This window comes from Actinomadura sp. 7K534, from assembly GCF_004348575.1.
GTDB classification, from domain to species: Bacteria; Actinomycetota; Actinomycetes; order Streptosporangiales; family Streptosporangiaceae; genus Spirillospora; species Spirillospora livida.
The window spans coordinates 1-1,457 of record NZ_SMKB01000479.1 but is presented as its reverse complement, the minus strand read 5'-3'; the positions used below and the strand labels follow the sequence as shown (position 1 = coordinate 1,457).

The following is a 1,457-nucleotide window of genomic DNA, read 5'->3' as shown; positions in this document are numbered from 1 at the left end:
GGCCAGCACCAGATACCCGGCGGAGAACACCGCCAGCAACACCACCGCAACAGACTCCATCACCAGGCTCCCGTCACAACGTCCCGCTCAGCACCGGCGCCGGCTCCGCCGGGGGAGAGGCCCCAAGACCCGCACCCTCCGGACCCCGCCGCGCGAACCGCACCAGCAGCCACGCGTTCACCGCGAACAACACCCCGAACAGCACCGTGAACGCCGCGAACGACGCCACCACCGTCCCCGACCCCACGTCCGACAACGCGTCCCGCGTCTTCAGCAGCCCGTACACCACCCACGGCTGCCGCCCCACCTCGCGGAACACCCACCCCGACACCATCGCCACATACGGCAACGGCACCGACACGATCATCAGCACGTGGAACACCCGCCCCCGCACCAGCCAACCGCCGAACGGCAGCTTCACCAGCGCCACCGCAGCCACCAGCATCATCAGCGACCACATCGTCATCATCAGCGCCTCACCGACCCCCGCCAGCCCCGGCGCCATGTACTCGTCCGGCCCGAACCGCGCCGTGAACCGCGCGACCTCCGCCGCCGCCGACTCACCGCCCAGCTTCGTCGGCTGCACATACGCGAACTGCACCCCGCCGAAGATCACCACCGGCATCACCGACAGCACCACCGTCAGCAACCCCACCCGCATCGACCGCCGGAAGAACTCCACCTCCGCCGTCCGCCGCAGCAGGTGGTAGCCGCTCACCCCGGCCATGAAGAACCCCGCCGTCAAGAACCCGCCGAACAGCACATGGAAGAACGCCAGAACCGCCGTCGGATTCGTCAGCAACGCCCCCGCATCGGTCAGCCGCGCCGCGCCGTCCACCATTTCGAAACCCACCGGACGCTGCAGCCACCCATTGGCGACCAGAATGAAATACGCCGACAAGTACGCCGTCAGCGTCACCACCCAGATCAGCCCCAGATGCACCCACCGGTTCAGCCGATCCCACCCGAAAATCCACAACCCCAGGAACGTCGACTCCACGAAGAACGCCACGATCGTCTCCATCGCCAGCGGCACTCCGAAGACCCCGCCCGTCATCCGCGACATCCCCGCCCAGTTCAACCCGAACTGGAATTCCATCACCAGCCCGGTGACGATTCCCACCGCGTAATTAATGACGTACAACTGCCCCCAGAAACGCACCATCCGCGCATGCACCGCACTGCCCGACACCGTCGCCCGCGTCTGCATCAACGCCACCAGCGTCGCCAGACCAAGGGTCAGCGCCACGAACATGAAATGCGTACCGGCCGTCAACGCGAACTGGACCCGCGCCAGCAACAACGCGTCCGCACCCATAAGCACACGCCCCCAAGGACCGCTCCGAAAACGACCCCCCAATCCTCGGCGCGCGCCCCTCACCGGCGAATCAGGCGCAGGCGGTCAACCGCACTGCACCTTTCGCGCAGCCACCACCCCGCCGCTACAACCCGGGATG

The 1,457-nt window shown here is 67.3% G+C and carries 1 protein-coding gene; it reads right to left on the bottom strand.

Going from position 1 to position 1,457, the window contains the following annotated elements; genetic code table 11:
- Positions 1-73 precede the first annotated feature (73 nt).
- Positions 74-1,318 (bottom strand): cytochrome ubiquinol oxidase subunit I, encoded by a 1,245-nt coding sequence (locus E1266_RS37250; RefSeq protein ID WP_132055282.1) that lies wholly within the window; start codon positions 1,316-1,318, stop codon positions 74-76.
- Positions 1,319-1,457 lie beyond the last annotated feature (139 nt).

Bases quoted from the DNA above. Each gene is read 5' to 3' on its own strand.
- E1266_RS37250 (WP_132055282.1), bottom strand. From the start codon at position 1,318: ATGGGTGCGGACGCGTTGTTGCTGGCGCGGGTCCAGTTCGCGTTGACG.